Raw genomic sequence first — 20,493 nt, forward strand, 5'->3', positions numbered from 1 at the left:
TCTTCCGCGTGCGCGAAAAACCGGCCATGGTGATGGGTTCACCGGGCCGGGCGCGCAAAATGGTCTTTCAAGGCTAGAAGCGGCTTATAGGCAAATGCGGGGGCGAGCGGAACCCCGAAAATGGAGCCATCGACAGGAAAAGTCAGGGACGCATACCATCCTGCCGTCGGCAAACAGGCGGCGTCCAGAATAGTCTTGTACATGCCGGCAAATTTCGTCTTCTTGGAGGGAGAATCGGTCACGCGGGGAAAATCCCAGTGCGGGTCGATTTTGGGAGTGTGAACGATGCTGCCGCAGGAAACCGATGTGCTGATCGTCGGGGCGGGACCAAGCGGTCTCGCGCTCGCCGTCACCCTGCAACAGGCGGGTATCCGTCCTGTCATCGTCGATCGGCTCTCCGCCGGCGAGAACACCTCACGCGCCGCCGTCATCCATGCGCATACGCTTGAAGTGCTGGAACGCATCGGCGTGACCGATGAATTCGAGGCGCGGGGTCTCGTCCTCACCCGCTTTGCTTTGCGCGATCATGACAAGGCGTTGCTGGAGCTCGACTTCTCCATGCTGCCCTCGCGCTACGCCCAGATCCTCATGATCCCGCAGGACGAGACCGAAGCGATCCTTGCCGAGCGGCTGGTAAGCCTCGGCGGCAATGTCGAGCGCGGCGTTTCCGCAACGACGATCGAGCCCGATTCGACCGGTGTGACAGTGCATCTCGAAACGTCGGATGGTTCCAGGGCGATCCGGGCGCGTTATGTCGTTGGCGGCGACGGCATGCACAGCGTGGTGCGCAGCGCGGCCGGCATCACCTTCGATGGCGAGACCTACGGCGAATCTTTCGTGCTCGCCGACGTGCACATGGACTGGGGTTTGAACGACGAGGTGACGTTGTTCTTCTCGCCGGAGGGCATGGGTGTCGTCGCGCCGCTGCCGGACAACCGCTACCGCATCGTCGCACCGGTCGAGGCGGCCCCGGAAGCGCCCGACGCCGCCTTCGTGCAGGCGCTTCTCGACGCTCGCGGCCCGCGCCAGAACCCCGGTCGGGTGCGCGATGTCATCTGGAGTTCGCGTTTCCGCGTGCACCATCGTGTCGCCCCGCGCTATCGCTCCGGTCCGCTCTTCATCATGGGGGATGCGGCCCATGTGCACAGCCCGGCCGGCGGGCAGGGCATGAACACCGGGCTGGTCGATGCCGTCGTGCTCGGGCAATTGCTTGCCGATGTGCTGCGCGGCAAGGCACCGGAAGCGACGCTGGACCTTTATGAGGAGAAGCGCCGCCCGGCCGCCGCCGAAGTGCTGGAGCTGGCAAGCCGCCTGACGAAGGTCGCGACCGTGCGCAGTTCGCTCGGCCGCGTCGTGCGTAACCTCGCCCTGCGCGTTCTCGGCTCTTCGCCGGTCTTCCGTCGGAAGCTCACGCTCAACCTGTCGGGTCTCGCCCGGAAGGGGATGGGCATGGTGCCCCCGCGCTGAGGGCTACCCCCTCATCCGGCCCTTCGGGCCACCTTCTCCCCGAGGGGAGAAGGGAAGCGAGGCGTTGGTGACTTTCCCCTTCTCCCCAGCGGGGAGAAGGTGCCGGCAGGCGGATGAGGGGGAAGCCGCCCGAATCGAGGGCGGGCGTCTACTCAATCCGTCGCCAGTATTCCCGGCAGTTCCTGCAAGATGCTATCCCTTGCCCGCAGGCTCGTGCGCGGCTCCTGCTTCTTCTCGTCCTGCACCAGCCGGGCGAAGACCACGGTGCGTTCGTCGCGGCGTGCCCATCCGACATACCAGCCCCAGGGTCTGTTGTAGTCGAAATTGCCGTCGGCCTTGCGCGGATAGGCCATGCCGGTCTTGCCCTGTGCGCCCCAGCCGTCCGCGATGTCGCGCCGTTCGATAATCTCCATGGCCGCATCCATCGCTTCGGCGGAGACCGGCAGTTCGTGGTTCACCAGCTTCTTGAGGAATTCGATCTGCTCGCGGGGCGAGATTTTCAGCGAGGAGGCGATCCAGGCGCGCTCCAGCCCGTTGTTCTTGCCGGGGTCACCCGTCATGTCGGCATTGCCGTAGCCGAAGGCATCGGCATAATCACGCAGCTGCTCGTAGCCGAGAAATTCGGTGATGCGCTGTGAAAACCAGACGACGGAGAACTCCATCCAGCGTTTCGGCGTCGTCGGCTGGCGCCAGGCATCGCCGCCCCAGTCCGGATAGCCTTTCATGAACGGCAGGACCGGCTCATTTGCATCTTCCAGATAGCCGGAATCGTAGCCCATCACGGCAAGCGGCACCTTGAAGGTGGAGGCGGGGGTGACGCGGCTTGCGCAATCGCCCTTTTCCAGAATGACCTCGTTGCTTGCCGCATCGGCAACGATCGTACAAATAATGCGGGCTTGCGCAGGCGCGCTGATGCTGGCGGCCAGCAGGGCGCTGGCCGCAAAAAGACGGATATTCATCACGTTTTCCTCGAATTTCGAATGGCTTGTGCATTCTGGATAGCAATGCTTTGATGCCCTGACAAAAGATCAATACTGGTCTCAGCCATTAGGAAAATTGGGGCATTGCCATGGTTCGGCCATACCTGCCGCTGAACGCCTTTCGCGCCTTCGAGGCCTCGGCCCGGCATCTCAGTTTTACGCGTGCGGCGATCGAGCTGAACGTCACGCAGGCGGCCGTCAGCCATCAGGTGAAGAGCCTGGAGGAACAGCTTGGCGTCGTCCTGTTCAAGCGTCTGCCGCGCGGACTGATGATCACGGCCGAGGGGGAAAGCCTGCTGCCGGTGCTGCGCGACAGCTTTGATCGCATGGCGGATGCCGTGGAGCGTTTTCGCGGCGGTCATGTGCGGGAAATCCTGACGGTCGGTGCCGTCGGCACCTTCGCCGTCGGCTGGCTGCTGCCGCGCCTTGCCACCTTCCGTGAGCGCCATCCGTTCGTGGAGGTGCGGCTTTCCACCAACAACAACCGCGTCGACCTTGCGGCCGAGGGGCTGGACTTCGCCATCCGTTTCGGCGCCGGCGCCTGGCACGGCACGGATGCCGTCCGGCTTTTCGACGCGCCGCTCTCTGTTCTCGCCACGCCCGCCGTCGCGCGGGATATGAGGGAGCCTGAAGACCTGCTCGGCCTGACTCTGTTACGTTCCTATCGCCGCGACGAATGGACCCGCTGGTTCGAAGCGGCCGGCCTGCCGCGCACCCCGCCGCCGCAGAACGCCATCGTCTTCGATACGTCGCTCGCGATGATGGAGGCGGTGTTGCAGGGCGCGGGCGTGGGGCTCGCGCCGCCATTGATGTTTTCCCGACTGCTGTCCGCCGGTGCCGTCGTTCAGCCGTTCAAGACGAGTGTTGTGCTCGGCAGCTACTGGCTCACCCGTCTGCAATCGCGCAGCGCCACCCCCGCCATGTCCGCCTTCGCCGCATGGCTTCAGCAGACGGTGGCGGAGGAGGGGCTGGGCTAACCGATCACGTCAGGTTGCGGCGGCGCTCCAGTTCCGCCGCAGTCGGCGTCTCGAATTCGAAGGAGCCGGTGGCGACGTCGCCGGCGCGGGCATATTTGTTCATGACGACGCCGGAATCGCTGGTGCGCGATTCGATCAGCGTCAGCGCGCGCGGGAAGGACGCTTCGCCGAACAGCCGCTTGCCCTTGCCCAGGATGACCGGGAAGACGGAGACGTGGATCTCGTCGACGAGGTCGTTTTCGAACAGTGCCTTGAGGAATTCCGTGGAGCCCTGTGTCAGGAGGTCCGGTCCGTCCTCGCTCTTCAGTGTCTTCACGGCCGCAATCGCATCGGCGCCGAGGACATGGCTGTTCTGCCATGTGGTCTTGAAGGCCGGATTGCGGGTCGCGACATATTTGTTGATGCGGTCGAAGAGCGGGCCGATCGGGTCGTCCTTCGCCGCATAGGGCCAGTGGGCGGCGAAGATGTCGTAGGTCTTGCGGCCGAGCAGCAGGTCGAACGGCCTCGAAAAGAGCTCACCGATGAAAGCGCCCATCTTTTCGTCGAAGTGCGGGGCCACCCAGCCGCCGAATTCGAAGCCGCCGATCGGGTCTTCCTCCGGGCCGCCCGGTGCCTGCATGACGCCGTCAAGGCTGACGAAAGCGCCGACAATGATCTTTCTCATGGGGTTCTCCTGGCAGGTTTGTTGGACTGATACCTAGAGACGATCGGCGGATGCGCCAGCCGACAACCGCTCGAAAATTCCTCCGCTAACCCCAGCGGCCGCGCACCGCCTCGGCGCGGCTGCGGCTGACCGGAATTTCCCGCCCGTCCTTCAGCAGGATCGTCAATCGGCCATCGGCGCGCAGCAGCTTTTCCACATGGCTGTCGGCGACGAAATGCGAGCGGTGCACCTGCAGCCCCGGCGTGTCGCCAAGTTCTTCCAGGGCATCGGAAAATCGGAGCAGGATCAGCTCGCGCCCACGGCTCGTCGTGACCTCCGTGTAGTGGTCGGCGACGGTCATGTGCAGGATCGGCCCGCGGTTCTCCGGTTTCAGCCGGCGTAGCAGGGCGACCTCCGTCCGATCTTCCGTCGCCGGCGCAGGAGAGGGAGAGAGCGTTTCGACCGCCTTGCTGCTCATCGTCATAAAGGTGAGGCCGCAGAACAGGGCTGAGAGGAGAAGGCCGCTGGCTATGCTTTCGGCAAGGCTCGAAACCGTCACCGCGCCGCCGAAGGTCGCAAGGCTGATCGCCTCCGTCGCCAATCCCACCGGCACCCCGGCCACGAGCGTTCCGAGCGCCATGCGACCGGCAAGGCTTGGGACACGGCGCATGAGCAGCGTGTTCACGAGCACGAGAGTGGTGACCGCGATGCTCCAGGCGACGGCGTGCAGCACCAGCCAGAAGCCGAGGCGCGGCACGGTCGCCAGCCGATCGGCGGTGCCATAGGGGCCGGTCACCCAGAAGATCAGCACGACCGCGCCGAACGTCGCCCAGAACCGCGGCGAGCGCAGGAAGACCTGCAGTTCACGAAGCGCGGATTGCAGGAAGGGGCGTTCCACGAAGTTTTCCGTCCGTTCGGGCCAAAGCGTTTGAGGCGGTCCGATCAATGGCTGAAGACGGGTCCGAATTCAACCTTGCCCGGACCCGCCATGACCTTCGAACCGCTTCTCAACGCCCCCTTCGCCGTGCAGTTCCATGTCGCCACCGTGCTGCCCGCTGCCGTGCTGGGCGCCGTCCTGCTTGCCCGCCGGAAGGGAACGCACGCCCATCGCCTCTTGGGGAAAATCTGGCTGCTGCTGATGGTCTTGACGAGTTTTTCGACCTTCTTCATCCATGATCTGAAGACAGTCGGAAACTTCAGTCCGATCCATCTGCTCTCGGTCTACGTCATCGTCGGCAGCATCCCCGCGATCCGGGCCGCGCGCCGCCGCGATATCCGTGCGCACCGGGCCCATGTCGCCGGCATGTATTTCGGTGGCATCGTCGTCGCAGGGCTGTTCACCCTGGTGCCGCACCGCGTGATGGGGGCGATGCTCTTCGATGGCATATCGGGTCTCGCGAGCGGGGTGGCTGCGGCTTTCGTCTGCGTCCTGCTGGTCGCGGCCGGTGCGCTTGCGATCCGAGAAGCGGGTTGGCTGGAGCGTTTCGAGACATTCCGGCGGCGCTGACAAAAGGGCGCCGATTAAATTGCGACAAGGCAGGTTAATCGCCCCTGCCTTTCTGCTTTTTTTACCTGTTTGCGCCTTCATGGTGTGGGTTTGTCGAGACGCCGTTGGGGCCGGAATGACCATCGCACGCGCACGTATTGTTCTGTTCGCCTTCGTGGCACTCGCCTATGCCGTGGCGTTTCCGATCGTCTGGCTGCAAGGTATGGCGATCGACTATGGTTCCTTCGGCGTGCTGCTGAAATCGATCGTGCTGCCGGCGGTAGCCGGTATCCTCTATGCCGTGTTTCGCCGCATGGAGCCGATGCGCGTGGCGCTGGAGGCGATCCTCTGCGGCTTTCTTCTGATGATCCCGATCGGCCTGTGCAGCTACGCGGCCATCGGGGTCAATCTACCCGTGACCGACGAGGCGCTGATCCGCATGGACAATGCACTCGGCTTCGACTGGCGTGCCTTCATCGGCTTTGTCGATGCTCGCCCCGTGCTCGCGACGGTGCTGGAATACGCCTACCAGAGCTTTACACCGCAATTGCTGCTGACGCCGGTGCTGCTGGTCATGTTCGGAAAGCCGGTGCGTGCTTATGCCATGGTCACGGCCTATGGCCTGCTGTGCCTGGTCTCAAGTCTCATTTCGACCTGGTATCCGGCGCTTGGAACCTATGTTGTCTACAATGTTGCGGCGGACAGCCTCACCAATATCAATGCCCATTTCGGCTTCGCCTTTGTCGAACAGTTCAATGGCGTGCGCGGCGATCCGGATTTCGTCTTCGTGTTGACCGAGATGATGGGCATTCTGACATTCCCTTCCGTTCACGCCGCCGTTGCAGCGCTCTGTGCCTGGGCGCTCTGGGATGTTAGGGCGCTGCGCTATCCCTTCCTTGTTCTCAATATCCTGATGGCGATTTCGGCGGTTTCGCACGCCAACCACTATCTCGTTGATGTCATTGCCGGTATCGGCGTCGCGGCGGCTGCGATTGCTGTCGTCACGGCGGTGTTCAAGCTTTCGCCTGTGCAAAGGGCGGGCGAAGCGGCGGCAGCAACAGCGGCTTAGACTGTTGCCGCCATTGAATTTATAGTGGTCCCTGTTATCTGAGGAAGCTGAGGGCACTTTTGTCCGCAGGAACGCCCAGTGGGCGAACGGGAGATCTCGCAATGGAATGGAAAGGTCGTCGACAGTCGAGCAACATCGAGGACCAGCGCGGCGCGGGGCCTTCGGCGGGCGGAAGCAATCCGTTCGGTCGCGGCAATGGCGGGTTTCGCCTTCCGACGGGCGGCGGCCGCCGCGCCGGCGGCGGCATGAGCATCGGCACGATCGTCCTCCTCGTCGTCGTCTACTTCGTCTTGAAGATGATGGGCATCGACCTGTTGCAGGTGATGGGCGAGGGCGGCGGCGGGCAGGTCAGCATGCCGGGCTTCGAGCAGACCGAAAGTGCCAGCAAACGAACGTCGCCGCAGGAAGAAGAAACCAAGGCCTTCATGTCGACGGTGCTTGCCGAGACGGAAGACACCTGGAACGGCATCTTCCAGTCGGCCGGTGAAAAATATGAGGAGCCGAAGATGGTGCTCTTCTCGGGTTCGGTGCAGTCGGCCTGCGGCTTTGCCTCGGCGGCTTCCGGCCCGTTCTATTGCCCGGGCGACCGCAAGGTCTATCTCGACATGAGCTTCTTCGACGAACTCGCCAACAAGTTCGATGCGGCCGGTGACTTCGCCCAGGCCTATGTCGTCGCGCACGAGGTCGGCCATCACGTGCAGAACCTCACCGGCGTGCTGCCGCGCTTCAACCAGCAGCGCCAACGCATGAGCGAGGTGGAAGCCAACCAGATGTCGATCCGCGTCGAGCTCCAGGCCGATTGCTACGCCGGCATCTGGGGCAAGTACACGCAACAGAAGGGATTGCTGGAGAGCGGCGACCTGGACGAGGCGCTGAACGCCGCGACCCAGATCGGCGACGACACGTTGCAGAAGCGCATGCAGGGCTATGTCGTGCCGGAAAGTTTTAACCACGGCACCTCCGATCAGCGCCGCCGCTGGTTCAAGCGCGGTTTCGACACCGGCCGCGTCGATGCCTGCGATACGTTCAAGGGCGACGTCTGAGCGATACGCTGCCTGAAATGAAGAAACCCTCCGGCCATAAAGCCGGAGGGTTTTGTTTTTAAACGTGCTTTTCGCTGTCCATATGGAGGAGCAGTGCGGCCGGGTAGCGCTCGCCGGCGGCGGCGTCCTTCGGCATGGCGGCCTCGATGGCGGCGAGATCTGTTTCGGTGAGCGAGACCTGCTGGGAGCCGAGCGCCTCCGTCAGCCGGTCGCGGCGGCGGGCGCCGATGAGGGGCACGATGTCCGCACCCTGTGCCGCTACCCAGGCGATGGCAAGCTGGGCGACGCTTGCACCCTTCTCCTCCGCCACACGGCGCAGCGCTTCGACGAGGGCGAGATTGCGATCGACATTGCCGTCCTGGAAGCGCGGGCTCATGCTGCGGAAATCGCCGGTGGCGGTCTCACCCTTCTGCCAATGGCCGCTGATCAGGCCGCGTGACAGCACGCCATAGGCGGTGACGGGGATGCCAAGCGCCCGGCAGGTCGGCAGGATATCGTCCTCTATCCCGCGCGAGATCAGCGAATACTCAATCTGCAGATCGGAGATCGGGTGCACGGCGGCAGCGCGGCGGATCGTTTCCGCGCCGACCTCCGAAAGCCCGATATGGCGGATATAACCGGCCTTCGCGAGGTCGGCGAGCGCGCCAATGGTCTCCTCGATCGGCACGGCCGGATCGAGGCGGGACGGGCGGTAGATGTCGATATGGTCGGTGCCGAGCCGTTGCAGCGAATAGGCGAGGAAGTTCCGGATCGCCGCCGGGCGGGAATCGTAACCGGTCCAGCTTCCATCCGGCCCGCGCAACGCGCCGAACTTCACGCTCAACACCACATCCTCGCGGCGGCGTTCCTTCAACGCCTCGGCGATCAGCATCTCGTTGTGGCCCATGCCGTAGAAATCGCCGGTGTCGAGGAGGTTGATGCCGGCGTCGAGCGCTGAATGGATGGTGGCGATGCTTTCGGCCCGGTCGGCCGGGCCATACATGCCGGACATGCCCATGCAGCCGAGCCCGATTGTGGAAACGGTGGGGCCGGACTTGCCGAGGGTTACGGTTTTCATGGCGTCTCTCCTGTGATCTGCCTTCTGGTCGACGCTCTTCTACCGCGTCCGGCTTTGTGCGATAATCCGGTCTCTGTTTGACAAGCTGTGCGGATATCCGAACAATGAGCGCCATTCCCCTTGCCGATCTCGATGCCTTCGTCGCGATCGCCCGTGTGAAGAGTTTTCGCGCGGCGGCGAAACTGCGCGGCGTCTCCGCCTCGGCACTCTCCGAAGCGATGCGGCGCCTGGAGGCGCGGCTTGACCTGCGCCTGTTCAACCGCACGACGCGCAGCGTGACGCTGACGGATGCCGGCGAGCGCCTGCTCGAACGGCTGGTGCCGGCGCTGTCCGAGGTCGAGGCGGCGATCGATGGCGTCAACAGCCTGCGGGATCGCCCGGTCGGCCGGTTGCGGCTCAACGTGCCGGGTATCGTCGCCCGCTTCGTGCTGCCGCCGATCGTCACGCCGTTTCTCAAGGCCTATCCGGGCATCACGCTGGAAGTCGCCTCCAACGATGCGCTGGTGGATGTGCTGGCCGCCGGTTTCGACGCCGGTATCCGCTATGAAGAGGCGCTGCACCAGGACATGATCGCCGTGCCGATCGGCCCGCGCCGCCAGCGCTTCATGGTGGCCGCCGCCCCGTCCTACCTTGCCGAACACGGCGTGCCGGAACATCCGCGCGACCTGATGCAGCATCGCTGCATCCTGCACCGCTTCGCAAGCGGCCGCGTGCTGACCTGGGCGTTCGAGCGAGGGGAGGAGAGGGTATCGATCATGCCGCCCGCCTGCCTGATTTCCGAATCGAACGAAGTGGAGCAGCATGCCGCCGCCGCCGGCCTTGGCATCGTCTGCACCTTCGAGGAGTTTCTGGCGCCCGGTCTTGCCTCCGGTGCGCTGCAGGTCGTCATGCCGGACTGGATCCAGACCTTTTCTGGTCCCTTCCTCTATTATCCGAGCCGCACGCTGATGCCGGCACCCTTGCGCGCCTTCGTGGATTTCGTGAAGGCCAATCCCTGGGTCGAATGACGGGAGGATCAACAAAGCGCATCCGATTCATCAAAAAATTGCGATGTTCACGTATTGTTTCGCGGAAAAAAGTGAAATAGAACTTTTTTCCTGATGTTTTCGCCCGCGCGGCCGGGCGCCGATCATTCCAGAGGGCATACCATGATCGATGCCAGGACCACCCGGCGCGGGCTCTTTCTCGTCTTCATGATCATGTTCCTCGATGTGATCGGCATCGCCATCATCATGCCGGTTCTGCCGACCTATCTGCGCGAACTCACCGGCGACACCATCAGCGAGGCGGCGATCGACGGTGGATGGCTGCTGCTCGTCTATGCCGGCATGCAGTTCCTGTTTGCGCCGTTCATCGGCAACCTGTCCGATCGTTTCGGCCGGCGGCCGGTGCTGCTCGCCTGCATTCTCACCTTCGCCATCGACAACCTCATCTGTGCGCTCGCGACGAGCTACTGGATGCTCTTCGTCGGCCGGGTGCTGGCGGGCATCAGCGGCGCGAGCTTCGGCACAGCGGCTGCCTACATCGCCGACGTCTCGACCGATGAAACCCGCGCGAAAAATTTCGGACTGATGGGCATCGCCTTCGGCACGGGCTTCGCGCTCGGGCCGGTGATAGGCGGCCTGCTTGGCGAGCTCGGGCCACGCATCCCGTTTTACGGCGCGGCAGCGCTTGCCTTCCTCAATTTCGTTGCGGCCTGGTTTCTGCTGCCGGAGAGCCTGGAACCCGCCAACCGCCGCGGCTTCGAGTTTTCCCGCGCCAATCCGCTCGGCGCGCTTCTCCAGATGCGCAACTATCCCGGCGTGCTGTGGATCGGCCTCGTCTTCTTCTGTTATTGGCTGGCGCACGCAGTCTATCCCTCCGTCTGGCCCTTCGTCGCCGCGTTCCGCTACGGCTGGAGCGAGGGGCAGATCGGGCTGTCGCTTGGCGTTTTCGGCATCGGCGGCGCCATCGTCATGGCGTTCGTGCTGCCGCGCGTCGTGCCGAGGCTCGGCGAGTACCGCACGGCCGTGCTCGGCCTTTCCTTCTCCATGCTGGGCCTTGCCGGCTACAGTGCGGCCTGGCAGGGCTGGATGGTCTATGTCGTGATCGCATGCACGGCATTGGAAAGCCTTGCGGACCCGCCGTTGCGCTCCATCGCCTCGGCTCGCGTGCCGCCGTCGGCCCAGGGCGAGTTGCAGGGCGCGCTTACCAGCGTTTCCAGCTTCACCACGATCATCGGGCCGCTGATCTTCACGCAGGTGTTCAGCCACTTCACCGGGCCACAGGCGCCGGTGGTTTTCGCCGGTGCGCCTTACGCGCTCGCCGCGGTGATCCTTCTCGTCGGTCTCGCGATCTTCGCGGTGAAGCTGCGCGGCGCCGGCGCCGGCCCGACGGAGAGTTTGGCGCCGGAAAACGCCTGAAGCGCTTTCAAACGTGACGTTTTGACGAAATTTTTGCCGGAGGCGGGCAGCAAATGCCCGGTTTCGCGCAGTTTTGATGAAAACATCAAATCTATTCGATTGATCGCGACCGGAACATGTGATCCGAAGCAACGCGAAAGTGAGAATTATCATGCACATCGCAATGCATCGCGAGGACAACAGCTGGGGCGCCCATTTCAAGGCGACCTTCACGCTTGGCGTGCCGCTGATCGGCGCGCAGCTCGCCCAGCTCGGCATTCATACGACGGACGTGGTCATCCTCGGCCGGCTGGGTGCTGCGCACCTGGCGGCGATCGTGCTGTCGAGCCAGTTCTTCTTCACCATCTTCATCCTTGGTTCGGGCTTCGCCAATGCCGTCATGCCCATGGTGGCGCAGGCCTATGGCCGGGGCGACACCGTTTCGGTGCGCCGCTCCGTGCGCATGGGCATGTGGGTGGTGCTGATCTATTCGGTGCTAATGATCCCGCTGTTCTACAGTGCGGAAAACATCCTGCTCTATGCCGGCCAGAAACCCGAAGTGGCAGCCCTTGCCGGCAGCTACCTGAAGATCGCGCAATGGGGCATAGGCCCGGCGCTGCTGTTCATGACGCTGCGTGGCCTCGTCAGCGCGCATGGCCGGGCCGGCATCGTGCTCTATGTCACGATTACCATCCTGACGATCAACGCCGTCCTCGCCTATGCCCTGGTGCTCGGCCATTTCGGCCTCCCGGCCATGGGCATGGACGGGGCGGCCATCGCCTCCGTCGTCGTCAACGTGCTGAGCTTCCTGCTCATCACCGCCTATATCCAGTCGCGCGCCGATATGCGCCGCCATGAACTCTTCGTGCGCTTCTGGCGGCCGGACTGGCAAGCTTTTCGCGAGGTCGTCCATCTCGGCCTGCCGATCGGCTTGACCATGCTGGCAGAGGTCAGCCTCTTCACCGGGGCCTCGCTGCTGATGGGCAATATCGGCACGCTGGAGCTTGCCGCCCACGGTATAGCGTTGCAGCTCGCCTCCGTCGCCTTCATGATCCCGCTCGGCCTGGCGCAGGCCGGTACGGTGCGTGTCGGTGTGGCGTATGGCCGGGGTGATCATCTCGGCATCATGCGTGCCGCCTGGGCCGTGCTCATCGTTGCCGCGATCATCGCGGTCGGCGGCGGCGTCCTCTTCGCCGCAATTCCGACGACGCTCGCCTCCATCTTCCTCGACAAGGCGGGCACGGATTCTGCTGCGGTGCTCGCTATCGCCGGCCCCTTCGTGGTGATCGCCGGCCTCTTCCAGCTCGTCGATGGCCTGCAGGCGATTGCCGCCGGCCTGCTGCGCGGCCTGAAGGATACCCGCATCCCGATGATCCTGGCGCTGATCTCCTACTGGCCGATCGGCTTCCTCGCCGCCTGGTTCTTCGCCTTCCCGGCCGGCTTTGGCGGCATCGGCGTCTGGTTCGGCTTCCTCGCCGGCCTCTCCGCCGCCTCTGTCCTGCTCAACTGGCGTTTCTACCGGCTCGTCCGGCAGAAAACCGGCGGTCGCCCTGCATGAGCCACCATGGTGCGGACCGGAAGCGTGCCGGAAAAGCCCGGCCGGTTCGCACGTCCGCAACCGGTTGATTCTCGGTCTTTTTGTCAAACGACGCGCCAACAGGCGTTACCTCCGGCCCGTATTCGCCGACGGTTCGCACTGCCGCTCTGTTTTCGTGTGATGGCCAAAGATGTTACAGGTAGGCCGTCGCTCCCTCACGGGGGCGTGGATTGAAACATGTCGATGAATACTGACCTGTCATCTGGCTGGGTGTCGCTCCCTCCGGGGGCGTGGATTGAAACTTCTGGATGTCGATGGTGGCGATCAGGAAACGGACGTCGCTCCCTCACGGGGGCGTGGATTGAAACCCACGACAGTAGCTCCCCGGCGCCGCCAGAGCCGGGTCGCTCCCTCACGGGGGCGTGGATTGAAACAAATCGGAACGGAAATCCTCCGCGCGACGCAGCCAGTCGCTCCCTCACGGGGCGTGGATTGAAACTTCGCCTTCTGGTCCTGCCTGTAGGAAACGAAACCGTCGCTCCCTCACGGGGGCATGGATTGAAACCTTCGAAAGCCTCGGCGAAGACATGCCTGGCATGGTTGCTCCCTCGGGGGCGTGGATTGCAACGGCCGCCCACAAACAACAGGGGTGCTCGTTGTTCCTTTGTTGAATGGGGTTAGCGCTGTTGGATCACTCGGCCGCCAAAACCAGAAGGCCCCGGACATTGTCCGGGGCCTTCAATTGTGCCGGGGCTTTTACGCCCGCTCTGGAATAGCCTCTTCGCCCTTCTTCTCGCGCACCAGGTTGATGAAGCGGCGGAAGAGGTAGTGGCTGTCCTGCGGGCCGGGGGAGGCTTCCGGGTGGTGCTGCACGGAGAAGACCGGCTTGCCGGTGAGGCGCAGGCCGCAGTTCGAGCCGTCGAACAGCGAGATATGGGTTTCTTCCACGCCAGCGGGCAGCGAGGAGGAGGCGACGGCGAAGCCGTGGTTCATCGAGACGATCTCGACCTTGCCGGTCGTGTGGTCCTTCACCGGATGGTTTGCGCCGTGATGGCCCTGGTGCATCTTTTCGGTGGTCGCGCCGACAGCGAGGCCGAGCATCTGGTGGCCGAGGCAGATGCCGAAGACCGGGATGTCCGTTTCGATCAGCGTCTTGATGACCGGCACGGCATATTCGCCGGTGGCGGCCGGGTCGCCCGGGCCGTTGGAGAGGAAGATGCCGTCCGGCTTCTGGGCCAGCACCTCTTCGGCGCTGGTCGTTGCCGGCATGACGGTGACCTTGCAGCCGAGGCCGGCGAAGAGGCGCAGGATGTTGCGCTTCACGCCGTAGTCGAGCGCGACGATGTGGTATTTCACGTCGGCGTCCGCGAGGTCTTCGGCGCCCTCGTTCCATACCCACGGCTTTTCGCTCCAGCGCGAGGACTGGCCGGAGGAGGCGACCTTGGCGAGGTCGAGGCCGACGAGGCCGCTCCAGGCTTTGGCTTCCGCCTTCAATGTCTCGATGTCGAAGACGCCGTTCGGGTCGTGGGCGATCACCGCGTTCGGCGCGCCGTTTTCGCGGATCCAGGCGGTCAGCGCGCGCGTGTCGATGCCGGAGAGGCCGATGATGCCGCGGGCCTTCAGCCAGGCGTCGAGGTGCTTCGTGGCGCGGTAGTTCGACGGCTCGGTGATGTCGGCCTTGAAGATCGTGCCGACGGCGCCGTGGCGCGCGGCGGGTGTCAGGTCTTCGATGTCCTCGTCATTGGCGCCGATATTGCCGATATGCGGGAAGGTGAAGGTGACGATCTGGCCGAGATAGGAGGGGTCGGTCAGGATTTCCTGGTAGCCGGTCAGCGCCGTGTTGAAGCAGACTTCCGCGGTCACCTTGCCGGTGGCGCCAATGCCCTTGCCTTCGATCACCGTGCCGTCGGCGAGGACGAGAAGGGCGGTCGGCTTTTCGGTGGTCCATGCGGGGGTCGAGGTCATATTCATCCCGTTTCCGGCACCGGGCGTGAGGCTTGAAAACGTCGCCGCCAGGCACCATTTGAGGTCGCAGGCAAGGGCGCGCGGAAACCCGCGTTGGTTCGCCCTGATTGCCAAATTTCGTGCAGGTGCCGGAAAATAGACAAAGCGGATGACGGGGTCAACCGCCGCCTGTGGATTGCGTGGAATTATAAAGCGTTGAAATTCAATTGCTTACGCAATCCGTTTGCGGTTTGACCCCTTGCCGGTCTATGAGCATGCACAATCGAACGATGATCGAGGCCTCGCCGCGCACCGGCGCCGGCGGCCTCCCATGGAGAAAATGATGCGCGAGAACTTCGCAAATTCCCTCAAGGATGCACTCAAGGCCAAGGACGCCTGCCGTGTTTCTACGCTGCGCCTGATCCAGGCCAAGCTGAAGGACTGCGACATTGCCAACCGCGGCGCGGGCAAGGGCCCCGTCGAGGACGACGAAGTGTTGCAGATCCTCGCCAAGATGATCAAGCAGCGCGAAGAATCGGCAAAGATCTTCGGCGACAACGGTCGTCCGGAACTCGCGGCGCAGGAGCGTGCAGAAATCAAGGTCATCGAGGATTTCCTGCCCGAGCAGATTTCCGAGGACAAGATGAAGGACCTGATTGCCGCCGCCATCTCCGAGATTGGCGCGCAGGGCCTGCGCGACATGGGCAAGGTCATGGCCGTGTTGAAGGAGCGTTATCCCGGCCAGATGGATTTCGCCAAGGCCTCCGGCGTGGTGAAGGACCTGCTGAAGTAATCCGGTGGCGACAGGTTTGAACGAAAGGGCGGCTTCGGCCGCCCTTTCTGTTTGAACACGCATCCCGTGCAGCTACGGGAACCAAAAGCCAAGAGCGCAGTTATACGGAAAGAACAGGAGCCCGACGGTGCAGCGATGATCGCGCATCGGCCCGCCCCGGCGAAGTGCATGCTGTGCCGCCGGCTATGTTTGTGCGTTGACGCCCGGTGGCCGTTTTCGTCAAACGGAGGCCGAGCCGATGCGTGTGTTGTCCTTCCTTCCCCTTGCCATGCTAGCCTTCGTCGGACCGGCACGCGCGCACGACGCGGCGAGTGGCTGGCAGTACGCGCAGTTCTGCTGCAACGGCAACAGCCACAATGGCGACTGCCAGACGATACCCGCGACGACCGTACGCATCATCACGGGCGGCTATCAGGTGACGCTGGCGCCCGGCGACCACCGGCTCGCCACGCGCAGTCATATCTTTCGCCTGCCGCAGAATACCGTCCGCCGCTCGCAGGATGGCGAGTACCACCTTTGCCTCTACCCGACGGAGGATACGCCGCGCTGCTTCTACGTGCCGGACATGGGATTTTGACGCGCAGCCTGTGAATTGCTGTGGGTGACCGACTATTGCTGGCGGCGGGGCATCGGCATGGTTATATGAACCTTGACCGAGGTACCCATGCGCTTTTCCAACGCCTTCCTAGACGAGATCCGTGACCGCGTTTCCATTTCGGACGTGATCGGCAAGCGTGTGACCTGGGACCGCCGCAAGACCAATGTCTCGCGCGGCGACTATTGGGCGTGCTGCCCGTTCCACGGCGAAAAGTCGCCGAGCTTCCACTGCGAGGATCGCAAGGGCCGCTACCATTGTTTCGGCTGCGGCGTTTCCGGCGATCATTTCCGCTTCCTGACCGATCTCGACGGGCTGGCCTTCCCGGAGGCGGTGCAGCAGATCGCCGACATGGCCGGCGTCGCCATGCCGCAACCGGACCCGCAGGCCGAGCAGCGCGAGAAGGAGCGCATGGGTCTCGTCGAGGTCATGGATATGGCCACGCGTTTCTTCGAGGACCACCTGCAGACACCAGCCGGCGCCAAGGCGCGCGCCTATCTGCGCGACCGTGGGCTGACGGGGCGCACCATCGAGACGTTCCGGCTCGGTTTTGCGCCGGAGAGCCGCAATGCGCTGAAGGAGCACCTCGCCGGCAAGGGTGTGCCGAAGGAGGCGATCGAGGCGTGCGGCCTCGTCGTGCACGGACCGGAGATCCCGGTCTCCTATGACCGCTTTCGCGACCGCATCATGTTCCCGATCCTGTCGATCCGGGAAAAGGTCATCGCCTTCGGCGGCCGCGCCATGTCGCCGGATGCGCCAGCGAAGTATCTGAATTCCAACGAGACTGAACTCTTCCACAAAGGGGGCGTGCTCTACAACCATGCGCGCGCCCGCAAGGGTGCGCAGGGCGCGGATGGTCCCGGCACGATCATCGCCGTCGAAGGTTATATGGACGTGATCGCGCTCCATCAGGTGGGCATCGAGAATGCCGTTGCGCCGCTCGGCACGGCGCTCACGGAAAACCAGCTCGAACTGCTGTGGAAGATGACGCCGGAGCCGGTGCTCTGCTTCGACGGGGATGGCGCGGGTATCCGAGCGGCGAACCGCGCCGCCGATCTCGCGCTGCCGTTCATCAAGCCGGAGCGTACCGTGCGCTTCGCATTGCTGCCTGACGGCAAGGACCCGGACGATCTGGTGCGCCACGAGGGCCGCGCGCCTTTCGACAAGGTGATGGCCAGCGCCCGGCCACTCGCGGAGATGATCTGGAGCCGCGAGGTTCAGGGCGTGAATTTCGACACGCCGGAAAGTCGCGCGGCGCTGGAAGCGCGCCTGCGCCAGGTGACCGCCGTGATAGCCGACGAGGACGTGCGCCGGCACTACCAGCAGAACATGCGCGACCGGTTGAACACCTTTTTCCGTCCCGTCCAGCGGCAGGGCAGCGGCAATTTTTCCGGCAACCGGCAGGGCAAGGGTGGCGCGCGCAATGCGCCGCAGGGCAATGCCGCGCCTACCGGCGTTTCCGATCGATTGATGCGTTCGGCGCTGGTGCGCGGCGCGCAGGAGCTGCCGGCACTGCGTGAAAGCGTTCTGGCGCTCACCGTCGTCAACCATCCCGGCCTGCTCTTCAGCGACTATGACGAAATCGCCATCATTGAATATGAAAACCGCGACCTGCAAAGGCTCTGGTCGGCGCTCATCGGCATTGCCGGTGCCATTGGCGCCCGGCTTGAGCGTGACCGGTTGATCGAGGAACTGGAGGCCGCCGGCTTCGATACGGTGCTGAAAACCCTCGAACAGCAGGTCCGCAATTCCCGCCTGTGGACCGCGACGGTGGAAGCAGCCCCCGAGGATGCCCGCGAAGGCTACCTGCAGGCGCTGGCACTGCACAAGCGCACCCGCGCGCTACTCTGGCAGCGCCGCGAGCTGGAACGGGAACTCGCCGTCTCGACCGAAGAGGGCGACGGCGAACGGGTGCCGCAGATTCTTCGTGCGCTACAGGAGGTGCAACAGGAGACCGTGCGCCTGGAGAACCAGGAGGCGATCATCGAAGGTTTTGGTGTGCTTTCCGGTCGGGTGAAGGGGCCTGCGGCGCGTTAGAATCAGGGCACGCCGCCAAAAAATTCCGGCATCCGGTGCGCCCGCCCGCCGTCAACCGTTGAAGACGATCGACAGCTTGTTGCCCGAAGGATCGCGCGCATAGGCGGAGTACCAGTCCGGCCCGTATTGCGGGCGGGGGCCAGGGGCGCCGTCATCCGTTCCGCCATGGGCGAGTGCTGCCGCGTGGAAGGCGTGCACCTCGTCCCGCGACACAGCCGGAAAACCGATCATCGTGCCGTTCCCGGCACTTGCCGGCTCGCCGTTGAAGGGCGTGCAAAGCCAGAGCGTGAAGCCTTTTTCGCCGCCGCCCTGGGTGTAGCCGCGCCATCCCGGGAAGTCGGACCGGACCGCCCAGCCGATCGTCGAGAGCACCGCATCGTAGAATGCTGTCGTCGCCGCGGCGTCGGATGTGCCGAGTGTCGCATAGAGATCCATCATCGTTCTCCTTCCTCATGGCATGCAACTTTATCTTGAAATCGGAACAAATCAAGAACATTATGGAGGAAGGGTGAAAGTTGCCTGTGGAGCGGTTGCCGAGGGTCCCATGCCTGGCCGAATGGAGATAAGAACGTGTTCATGATGACCCAGACCAGACCAGCCAGCCCTGTTGCCGCCCTGTTCGATGCGCCGTCGGCGCGCCCCCTCGACGTGCTGAAGCGCGTCTATGGCTATGATGCCTTCCGCGGCAAGCAGCAGGCGGTGATCGAGCGCGTGACGGCCGGCGGGGATGCCGTCGTGCTGTTCCCGACGGGCGCGGGAAAATCGCTGTGCTTCCAGATCCCGGCACTCTGCCGCGAGGGTGTGGGCATCGTCATCTCGCCGCTCATCGCCTTGATGCGCGACCAGGTGGAGGCCTTGAAGCAACTTGGCGTCAAGGCGGCGGCGCTCAATTCGTCGCTCTCCCGCGAGGAATATTTCGCGGTGCGCGATGCGATGCGCACGGGCGATCTCGACATGCTTTACGTGACGCCGGAGCGCATCGTCACGGAGGGCTTTGCCGAACTCGTCGCCGATGCCCGTATCGCGCTCTTCGCCATCGACGAGGCCCATTGCGTTTCGCAATGGGGCCACGATTTCCGGCCGGAATATCGCACGCTTGGCATGCTGAGTGAACGCTATCCCGGCGTGCCGCGCGTGGCACTGACGGCGACGGCGGATCCACACACCCGTGAGGACATCATCGAGCGCCTGGGACTTCAGGACGCCGAGGTCTTCTCCACCAGCTTCGACCGGCCGAACATTTCCTACGAGATCGCCGAGCGCGATCAGGCACGCCAGCAATTGCTGCGTTTCCTGTCGCGCCACCAGGGAGCGAGCGGCATCGTCTATTGCCTGTCGCGCGCCAAGGTGGAGGACACGGCGGAGTGGCTGAACACGCAGGGCATTCGTGCGCTGCCCTATCATGCCGGGTTCGACCGCTCGGTGCGCGACGCCAACCAGGATGCGTTCCTGAAGGAGGAAAACCTCTGTCTCGTCGCGACCGTCGCTTTCGGCATGGGCATCGACAAGCCGGATGTGCGCTACGTCGCCCATCTCGACCTGCCGGGTTCGGTGGAGGCCTATTATCAGGAGACCGGCCGCGCCGGGCGTGATGGCCTGCCGTCCGAGGTCTGGATGGCTTACGGCATGGCGGATGTCGTTCAGCGCCGCAAGATGATCGACGAGGGCAATGCAGCCGACGAGATCAAGCGTGTTGAACGCGCCAAGCTGATGTCGTTGCTCGCCATCTGCGAGACGGCGGGCTGCCGCCGCAAGGCGATCCTCGCCCATTTCGGCGAATCCCACGCCGGCCAGTGTGGCAATTGCGATACCTGCCGCAACCCGGTTGAGACCTGGGATGGCAGCGAAGCCGCCATCAAGGCGCTCGCCGCAGTCTACCGTACGGGCGAGCGGTTCGGCGCGGCCCATGTCATCGATGTGCTGCAGGGGGCAGTGAATGAAAAGACGGAGCGTTTCGGTCATACCGGCCTGCCGGTGTTCGGGGTGGGCAGCGATGTGCCGCCCCGCATCTGGCAGTCGATCTTCCGGCAATTGCTGTCCATGGGGCTGATCAGCGTCGATCACGCGGCCTATGGGGCCCTGAAGCTGGAGCCGGACGCGCGCGCCGTCTTCCGCCGCGAGCGCGAGGTTTTCTTCCGCAAGGACCGGCCGCAGACGGGACGCAAGGCGAAAGCCGGCAATTCGCCCGCCGCCCGCGAGCGTTCGAACCTCACCGGCTCCGATCGCGAGCTCTTCGAGGCGTTGCGCGCCGAGCGCCTTACCATCGCCAAGGACCTCGATGTGCCACCCTATGTCGTCTTCCCGGATACGACCCTGATCGCGCTTGCCAAGGAGCGGCCGCGCGACCGCGAGGAACTTCTGGACATTCCCGGCATCGGCCTCTCGAAGCGCGACCGGTTCGGCGATGCCTTCCTCGCCGTCATCGAGGACTTCGCCGGCTAGGTTTTTTCATCCGTCCTGTCGGAACGTTTATCCGTCGTTCGT

The 20,493-nt window shown here is 64.0% G+C and carries 19 protein-coding genes; 12 read left to right on the top strand and 7 right to left on the bottom strand.

Going from position 1 to position 20,493, the window contains the following annotated elements; translation table 11 throughout:
* Positions 1-38: 38 nt before the first annotated feature.
* Entirely contained in the window at positions 39-242 is a 204-nt protein-coding gene (locus ACT6VE_RS01625) for a hypothetical protein (protein ID WP_444796877.1), read from the bottom strand.
* A 43-nt stretch (positions 243-285) separates the two neighbouring features.
* On the opposite strand from ACT6VE_RS01625, the gene ACT6VE_RS01630 reads away from it, so the two are divergent.
* Complete coding sequence (locus ACT6VE_RS01630; RefSeq protein ID WP_444796878.1) at positions 286-1,467, top strand: FAD-dependent monooxygenase; 1,182 nt, start codon at positions 286-288, stop codon at positions 1,465-1,467.
* A 152-nt stretch (positions 1,468-1,619) separates the two neighbouring features.
* Here ACT6VE_RS01630 and blaOXA read toward each other — a convergent pair whose 3' ends face one another.
* The gene (blaOXA, locus tag ACT6VE_RS01635) at positions 1,620-2,426 is read right to left on the bottom strand and encodes a class D beta-lactamase (RefSeq protein WP_444796879.1); all 807 of its coding nucleotides are present in this window, start codon (positions 2,424-2,426) and stop codon (positions 1,620-1,622) included.
* Positions 2,427-2,536: 110 nt separating this feature from the next.
* On the opposite strand from blaOXA, the gene ACT6VE_RS01640 reads away from it, so the two are divergent.
* Positions 2,537-3,424: a LysR family transcriptional regulator gene (locus tag ACT6VE_RS01640; protein WP_444796880.1), complete on the top strand. Its 888-nt coding sequence runs from the start codon at positions 2,537-2,539 to the stop codon at positions 3,422-3,424.
* A gap of 4 nt (positions 3,425-3,428) precedes the next feature.
* Here ACT6VE_RS01640 and ACT6VE_RS01645 read toward each other — a convergent pair whose 3' ends face one another.
* Both ACT6VE_RS01645 and ACT6VE_RS01650 read right to left on the bottom strand, forming a co-directional pair.
* Positions 3,429-4,088, bottom strand: coding sequence for a dihydrofolate reductase family protein (locus ACT6VE_RS01645; protein ID WP_444796881.1), 660 nt, complete (start codon positions 4,086-4,088; stop codon positions 3,429-3,431).
* Between the two features lie 85 nt (positions 4,089-4,173).
* Positions 4,174-4,965, bottom strand: coding sequence for a LytTR family DNA-binding domain-containing protein (locus tag ACT6VE_RS01650; protein ID WP_444796882.1), 792 nt, complete (start codon positions 4,963-4,965; stop codon positions 4,174-4,176).
* A 90-nt stretch (positions 4,966-5,055) separates the two neighbouring features.
* On the opposite strand from ACT6VE_RS01650, the gene ACT6VE_RS01655 reads away from it, so the two are divergent.
* From ACT6VE_RS01655 to ypfJ, 3 genes are all read left to right on the top strand, one after another.
* Positions 5,056-5,574, top strand: coding sequence for a DUF2306 domain-containing protein (locus tag ACT6VE_RS01655; RefSeq protein ID WP_444796883.1), 519 nt, complete (start codon positions 5,056-5,058; stop codon positions 5,572-5,574).
* A gap of 115 nt (positions 5,575-5,689) precedes the next feature.
* Positions 5,690-6,622 (top strand): phosphatase PAP2 family protein, encoded by a 933-nt coding sequence (locus ACT6VE_RS01660; protein WP_444796884.1) that lies wholly within the window; start codon positions 5,690-5,692, stop codon positions 6,620-6,622.
* Between the two features lie 101 nt (positions 6,623-6,723).
* On the top strand, positions 6,724-7,665 hold the full coding sequence (gene ypfJ, locus ACT6VE_RS01665) for a KPN_02809 family neutral zinc metallopeptidase (RefSeq protein WP_444796885.1): 942 nt from the start codon (positions 6,724-6,726) through the stop codon (positions 7,663-7,665).
* A 58-nt stretch (positions 7,666-7,723) separates the two neighbouring features.
* On the opposite strand, the gene ACT6VE_RS01670 is transcribed toward ypfJ, so the two are convergent.
* The gene (locus tag ACT6VE_RS01670; RefSeq protein WP_444796886.1) at positions 7,724-8,722 is read right to left on the bottom strand and encodes an aldo/keto reductase; all 999 of its coding nucleotides are present in this window, start codon (positions 8,720-8,722) and stop codon (positions 7,724-7,726) included.
* Positions 8,723-8,826: 104 nt separating this feature from the next.
* Here ACT6VE_RS01670 and ACT6VE_RS01675 point away from each other — a divergent pair, with 104 nt between their 5' ends.
* From ACT6VE_RS01675 to ACT6VE_RS01685, 3 genes are all read left to right on the top strand, one after another.
* Positions 8,827-9,729, top strand: coding sequence for a LysR family transcriptional regulator (locus ACT6VE_RS01675; RefSeq protein ID WP_444796887.1), 903 nt, complete (start codon positions 8,827-8,829; stop codon positions 9,727-9,729).
* Between the two features lie 141 nt (positions 9,730-9,870).
* Positions 9,871-11,124: a TCR/Tet family MFS transporter gene (locus tag ACT6VE_RS01680; protein ID WP_444796888.1), complete on the top strand. Its 1,254-nt coding sequence runs from the start codon at positions 9,871-9,873 to the stop codon at positions 11,122-11,124.
* A 151-nt stretch (positions 11,125-11,275) separates the two neighbouring features.
* A complete protein-coding gene (locus ACT6VE_RS01685) occupies positions 11,276-12,661 on the top strand; it encodes an MATE family efflux transporter (protein WP_444796889.1) in 1,386 nt (461 codons plus the stop codon).
* A 735-nt stretch (positions 12,662-13,396) separates the two neighbouring features.
* Here the strand turns inward: ACT6VE_RS01685 and carA are convergent.
* On the bottom strand, positions 13,397-14,605 hold the full coding sequence (gene carA / locus ACT6VE_RS01690) for a glutamine-hydrolyzing carbamoyl-phosphate synthase small subunit (RefSeq protein ID WP_444796890.1): 1,209 nt from the start codon (positions 14,603-14,605) through the stop codon (positions 13,397-13,399).
* A 322-nt stretch (positions 14,606-14,927) separates the two neighbouring features.
* Here carA and ACT6VE_RS01695 point away from each other — a divergent pair, with 322 nt between their 5' ends.
* The 3 genes from ACT6VE_RS01695 (at position 14,928) to dnaG (ending at position 18,009) form a co-directional block, all read left to right on the top strand.
* The gene (locus tag ACT6VE_RS01695; protein WP_444796891.1) at positions 14,928-15,377 is read left to right on the top strand and encodes a GatB/YqeY domain-containing protein; all 450 of its coding nucleotides are present in this window, start codon (positions 14,928-14,930) and stop codon (positions 15,375-15,377) included.
* Between the two features lie 244 nt (positions 15,378-15,621).
* Entirely contained in the window at positions 15,622-15,954 is a 333-nt protein-coding gene (locus ACT6VE_RS01700) for a hypothetical protein (protein WP_444797432.1), read from the top strand.
* Between the two features lie 87 nt (positions 15,955-16,041).
* Positions 16,042-18,009, top strand: a complete 1,968-nt coding sequence (dnaG, locus tag ACT6VE_RS01705) for a DNA primase (RefSeq protein ID WP_444796892.1) — start codon at positions 16,042-16,044, stop codon at positions 18,007-18,009.
* 51 nt (positions 18,010-18,060) lie between these two features.
* Here dnaG and ACT6VE_RS01710 read toward each other — a convergent pair whose 3' ends face one another.
* Positions 18,061-18,444 carry a VOC family protein gene (locus tag ACT6VE_RS01710; protein WP_444797433.1) on the bottom strand — a complete coding sequence of 128 codons (384 nt, stop codon included), beginning with the start codon at positions 18,442-18,444 and terminating at the stop codon, positions 18,061-18,063.
* A gap of 141 nt (positions 18,445-18,585) precedes the next feature.
* Between ACT6VE_RS01710 and recQ the strand changes: the two genes are divergently transcribed.
* Positions 18,586-20,451 (top strand): DNA helicase RecQ, encoded by a 1,866-nt coding sequence (recQ, locus tag ACT6VE_RS01715; protein ID WP_444797434.1) that lies wholly within the window; start codon positions 18,586-18,588, stop codon positions 20,449-20,451.
* Positions 20,452-20,493: the final 42 nt, after the last annotated feature.

The organism is Shinella sp., from assembly GCF_052438155.1.
In the GTDB taxonomy this organism is placed as follows: Bacteria; Pseudomonadota; Alphaproteobacteria; order Rhizobiales; family Rhizobiaceae; genus Shinella.